This window comes from Microbacterium sp. NPDC089189 (assembly GCF_040685095.1).
Lineage (GTDB): Bacteria > Actinomycetota > Actinomycetes > Actinomycetales > Microbacteriaceae > Microbacterium.
The window spans coordinates 1-5912 of the sequence record NZ_JBFBHG010000050.1 but is presented as its reverse complement, the minus strand read 5'-3'; the positions used below and the strand labels follow the sequence as shown (position 1 = coordinate 5912).

Here is a 5912-nt window from a genome sequence, read left to right as displayed (position 1 = left end):
GATCCGCGAGACAGCACTCCGGCGCCGAGACCGTGGGTTTAACCCGCTGTCTCGGCGCGAAAGTGCTGTCTCGCGGGTCAGGCACCCCCCGAACGCCCCCCCGAACCGTGTCCGAGGAAGGACCGATGACGATGACGTCACCCCGAAACCGCGTGCTGCCCGTGGCGGTGGTCGCCGCCCTGGTGAGCACTCCGCTGCTGGCGGCACCCGCCGCATCCGCCGCCGAAGCGCCGACCGTGGTCGACACCACCGCATTCGCGGTCGTCGCCGGCGACAGCCCCGACCTGCCCGCCACACTCGCGGTCAGCGTCGACGGCACCACCACCGAGCGGCCCGTCGACTGGGACCTCGCCGGCCTCACCTTCACCCAGCCGTACCGCAGCTACGAGATCTCCGGCGCCGTCGAGGGCATCGAGACCCCGGTCGCCGCGACCGTCGAGACCCTCGCTCCCGACACCGTCTACTACGTGGATGCCGGGACCGCCGCATCCGGATCGCCCGCCTACGACGGCGCCCGCGCGCTCCTCGGCGAGGCTCTGCGCAACGACCGCTCCGATCAGCCGGCCGGGGCAGGAACCACCTGGGGATTCCGCGGGCAGGACGGCACGCGCACCGACGCGGGGGCCAAAGACCTGAACGGCCACTACGGCCTCAACGGCGCCGGCAACGCGATCTCGTACGACCTCCAGCTCGACACCGCGGGCGACTACACGCTGGCCTTGGGCATCAACGAGTGGTGGTCGGCGACCGACCGCCAGGTGCAGGCGCAGATCGTGGATGCTGACGGCACCGTCCACGACGTCGCCCGCAGCACGGCCGGGCAGATCTCTCCCGCGCAGCGCACCTCCGCGGTGACCGGGACGTTCTCCATCCCCGAGGATGCGGTCGGCGCCGCCACGCTGCGCGTGACCAACGTCGGATGGCAGGGCGCCTCCGCCACCTGGTTCGCCCTCGCCGAGGGTGCGCAGCAGTGGGACCTCAGCGTGGCGCCGGTGTCCGCCCCGACCTTCTCGCCCGATCCGGCGACGGTCTACGGTGCGGCGCAGACGGTGACGATCAGCGCACCGGAGGGTGCGATGGTCGTCTACACCCGTGACGGCTCGACCCCCACCCGCACGAACGGGGTCCGCTACGACGGCCCGTTCGCGCTCGACGCGTCGGCGAGCCTTCGCGCCGTGGCCATCCGCGACGGTGTGACGAGTCCCGTCGCGAGCGTCGACTACACGATCGCCCCGCATGAGGGCGCGTACACGAGCGTGCCCGTCGGGCAGCCGTGGTTCGACACCGCCGGCGACAGCATCCAGGCCCACGGCGGCGGATTCCTCGAATACGACGGCGCCTACTACTGGGTCGGCGAGGACAAGGCGCACAACCAGGCGTCGTTCAACGGCGTCAACCTGTACCGCTCCGAAGACCTGCTGAACTGGGATTTCGTCTCGCAGATCCTCGTTCCCGAGGCGCCGGGACTCGACTGCAACGTCCGCGGCTCCGCCACCTGCAAGGTCGAGCGGCCGAAGCTCCTGCACAACGCCGAGACCGGCCGGTTCGTGCTCTGGGGTCACTGGGAGACCGCCGATTCCTACGAGGCCTCCGAGGTTGTCGTGGCCACCAGTCCCACGATCGACGGACAGTACGCCGTCGAGTACCACGGGCGTCCCGGTGCGGGCGAGGTGTGGGATCTCGAACAGCAGCACGCGATCGACGCGACCGTGACGAGCGGGCAGTATCCGACGGCAGCGGCGGCCGAGAGCGCCTACCGCAGCGCAGGGAACACGCCGCGCGGACACCAGTCGCGCGACTTCACCGTCTACGTGGATGGGGAGGGCGACGGTTGGCTCATCTCGGCCGAGGCGCACGAGCAACTGCGGATCTACCCGCTGTCCGACGATTTCGTCACCGCCCGCCACGCCGATTCGTACCCGCTCTTCGCGGGCGAGAGTCGTGAAGCCGCCGCCATCACGCAGATCGACGGCGTGTACTACCTCGTCACGTCGGGGCAGTCGGGCTGGTACGCCAACCAGCTCAAGTACGCCACGACGACCGATCTGTCCGATCCGGACGGGTGGTCGGCGAACCGCAACATCGGCAACAACACCACGTTCAAGAGCCAGCCGACCTATCTCATGCCGCTGCAGCGGGCCGACGGCGGCACCTCGGTGGTCTACATGGGTGACCGGTGGGTCGCCGGGGCGCTGGCCACATCCACATACGTCTGGCTTCCGCTCGACGTGGATGAGGACACCCGCTCGATGACGCTCGAGTACACCGACGGCTGGTCGTTCGACGTCGAGACCGGTGAGTTCGTGAGCCCCGAGGCGCGGGTGCTCTCGCGTGGCAAGCCGGCATCGGCGACGCCCGCCGGGTCGCTGTCGTCGGGGTACACCGACGCCGTGGCCGACGACGGAGAGGCCGAGCTGTCGTCGCCGGCGGCAGCGGCGAACGACGGGATCGCGTACACGACGAGCCCCTACGACAACAGCCACTACTTCTTCCCCGGTACGACGTCCGCCTACACGTGGCAGGTCGACCTCGAGGAGGAATCCGACCTGGATCGTGTCGACATCAGCTGGCGCAGCCACAACGGCTCCGAGACGTTCAGTCGCTACGTGCTGTCGGGGAGCGTCGACGGGGAGAATTGGACCGTGCTCGCCGACCGCCGCGCCAACCGCACGGTGGGCTTCACGAGCGACGGCGTCGACGGGACGTACCGGCATGTGCGGGTCGAGGTCGTCGGCATCGTCAACGACCACAACAAGAACGAGGCCGCGTGGGCCGCGGGACTCGTCGAGGTCGAGGTATTCGGAACCGTCGGCACCGAGCCCGGGGAGCCCGGGGAGCCGGGTGAGCCTGGGACGCCGGGGACGCCGGGTGAGCCGGGTAACCCGGGGACGCCGGGTGAGCCGGGGGTGCCGGGTGGTTCGGTGCCGTCTGCTCCGGCGGAGTCGGCGTTGACGGCGGAGACGCGGGGTGGGATCACGGTGCCGTCGTCGGTGACGGCGGGCTCGGTGATCACGGTCGGTGTCGACGCGTCGCGTGCGGGTTCGTCGGTGGATGCGTGGTTGTTCTCGTCTCCGGTGCATCTAGGTGCGCGGACGGTGTCGTCGGCGGGTGAGTTCTCGGTGCGGATTCCCGCCGAGACGCCGGCGGGCCAGCACCGTCTGGCGGTGACGGATGCGTCGGGTGCGGTCATCGGGTGGGCTCCGCTCGAGGTCCGCGCGGCGGGTGCGTTGCCCGCGACGGGTCTGGACCTGGGTGCGAGTGTTCCGCTCGCTCTGGGCGCGCTGCTGCTGGGCTCGCTGCTGGTCGGTGGCGTGCTCCTGCGTCGCCGCACCGAATAACCCGAACCGCGAGACAGCACTTTCGCGCCGAAACCGTGGGTTAAACCCGCTGTCTCGGCGCGAAAGTGCTGTCTCGCGGGTCCAGTGCGGGTCCAGCGCACCCGGGCGAGTAGAAGTGCTCACCGCCGCGGGGTGGGGTGCGGGGCGCGGGATACCGTGATCGAGTGTCCGGCATCCTGGGGAAAACCGTCCATCTCGTCACGTCCGCGCTCGTCGGCGCGCTCGTGCTCGCCTCGGCGTCGTCGCTGACCGCAGCGCCCGCGACGGCGGCCGAGTCCGACTGCATCCCGATCGCCGCGATCGCTTTCCGCGGCAGCGGTCAGGGCAACATCGACCGCACCGTGACCTCGCACGACGGCGCCCCGCATCGTTACGGCTCATCGGCGCTCGTGACGAACGGATGGGAGGGCGCGACCCTCGGGCGGATGCTCGATCGCGTGGCCGCGTCATCCGGCATCTCGGGTCTGCGCGGCGAGGACATCCCCGTCTACGGCGTCGGGCCCGCCGACCGCGCGAACCCCGACGGTTATCCCGCGGTCTCGGCCGCGTGGGAGATCGTGGGGCGTCTGCACCTGTCGGCATCCGACGGCGCGGACGCCGCCGACGCGCTCATGGCCAAGATCAAGCGCGAGCACGGCTCGGAGGCCGCGGGGTGCGAGACGCCCACCAAGTTCGTCGTGATCGGTTACTCGCAGGGGGCCATGGCCGCCCGCTACGCCGCGCGGCTCAACCGCACCGATGTCGTCGGCTATCTCACGGTGGGCGATCCGTTCCAGCAGCCCTTCGGCACCGGCGTCTACGGCGACGGATACCGCGGCACCGGTGTGATCCACGTGGCGGACGCCATCCGCACGGCGGGATTCAGTGCGCTGAACGGTGACCTCAACGAGATCTACGACCGCCCCGGGATGACCGTGCACTCGCTGTGCCACGAGGACGACCCGATCTGCGATGTGAACCCCTGGTACGCGCTTCCGCTGGTGATGCTCTTCGCGCACACCCCGTCGATCGACCAGCACACCAACTATTTCACGGATGCGGCCGAGGCGCAGACCTTCGCGAACCACTACCTCACGACGCTCGAGAAGATCGCGGCGGAGCAGGCGCGGAACGCGCCCAAGCGCGCGGTGGAGCTCGCCGTGGTCGTCGACCGCAGCGGCTCGATGGCCGCCACGCTGCCCAAGATCGCGGCCCTCCAGCACGCGGTGGCCGCCATGAAGGCGCGCCACCAGGACGTGCGCGTCGCCCTCGTCGACTTCACCGAGGACGAGGGGCCGTCGGTACGCCTGCCGTTCACCGACGACCTGGAGCTCTTCTCCGCCGGCGTCATGGCGCTGCGCAGCCAGCCCGGCGCCGACACCGCCACCTCGCACGTGCATGCGGGCCTCAGCGCCGCGGCATCCGAGCTCGGATGGGCGCCCGACGCGACCCGCGCGGTGCTCACGATCGGTGATTCCGGGGCGACCGATCCCGCGGCGCTCGAGGAGACCCTCGCGGCGCTCGCCACCCCGCCCGCGAGCACAGCGCGCGCGGCATCCCCGGTGGTCGAGTCGGAGCCGATCGTCGTCTACGGCCTCGCCGCGGACGACGCCTTCTCGGATGCGGTCGGCGGCGTCGTGGAGGCGACCGGCGGTCTGCTCATCGATGTCTCTGACGACACCGCCTACGACGAGGCGTTCGCCGAGGTGCTCGGCGACCTCGGCACGGCGCCGGATGCGGCACTCGGCGCACCCGAGGTCGTTCCGGTCGGGCTGCCGGTGGTGCTCAGCGGCACGGGTTCGAGCTCGGATGGCGCCGACACGACCTACACGTTCGACGTCGACGGTGACGGGGTGTTCGACCAGACCACCGCCGACAACGTCACGTTCACGCCGGCGACCGCCGGGCCGCTGCGGGTGACGCTGCGTGCGACGGATGCGCGCGGCCGCGTGAGCGAGGAATCACGGGAGCTGCTGGTGGTCGACCTGCCGCCGGATCTGCCCGAGCTCGACACGACGACTGCGAGCCTCGGCGTCACCGCGCCGGCCGCGGTCGCGCCGGGGAGCACGCTCGACGTCGTGACGGATGCGGCTCCGGGCGAGACCGTCGCCATCGGGCTCGTCGCCGGCGCGGCGTGGTCGGGCCCCGTCGCGCACGCCGCCGAAGCTGTGGTGGCACCCGACGGAACCGTCACGCTCGAGGTGCCGGCCACGCTCGCACCCGCCGCGTACTCCGCGCTCGTCGTCACGGCGGACGCGCGCTGGGGCGCGGCCTCCGTCACGGTCACTGCGCCGACCGACGGCGGCTCCGGTGCGCTCCCCGGAACGACCCCGGGAACGGATCAGGGGACGGGCGCGGCCCCTGTTGTCGCCGGGGACGCACCGGCCCGCGCCGCGGCGCTCGCCCGCACGGGCCTCGACGGGTCCGGGCCGGCGCTCTGGGCCGGGGCGAGCGCGCTGCTGCTCGTGCTCGGCGGTGTGCTCGTGGCCCTGCGCCGGCGCACCCGCATCCGCCCCATCGACTGACCGAACCGCGAGACAGCACATTGGAGCCCCAAAACTGGGGTTAAACCACCCACGGCGCCCGCAACATCAG

The 5912-nt window shown here is 71.3% G+C and carries 2 protein-coding genes; both read left to right on the top strand.

Features of this window, described 5'->3' with window-relative positions; all coding sequences use genetic code 11:
• The first annotated feature begins 131 nt into the window (after positions 1-131).
• On the top strand, positions 132-3338 hold the full coding sequence (locus tag AB0N73_RS16195; RefSeq protein ID WP_363565375.1) for a chitobiase/beta-hexosaminidase C-terminal domain-containing protein: 3207 nt from the start codon (positions 132-134) through the stop codon (positions 3336-3338).
• A 164-nt stretch (positions 3339-3502) separates the two neighbouring features.
• The gene (locus tag AB0N73_RS16190; RefSeq protein WP_363565373.1) at positions 3503-5842 is read left to right on the top strand and encodes a PKD domain-containing protein; all 2340 of its coding nucleotides are present in this window, start codon (positions 3503-3505) and stop codon (positions 5840-5842) included.
• The last annotated feature ends 70 nt before the right edge of the window (positions 5843-5912 follow it).

Coding starts and splice junctions, on each gene's coding strand:
- AB0N73_RS16195 (WP_363565375.1), top strand. CDS start 132: ATGACGTCACCCCGAAACCGCGTGCTGCCCGTGGCGGTGGTCGCCGCC.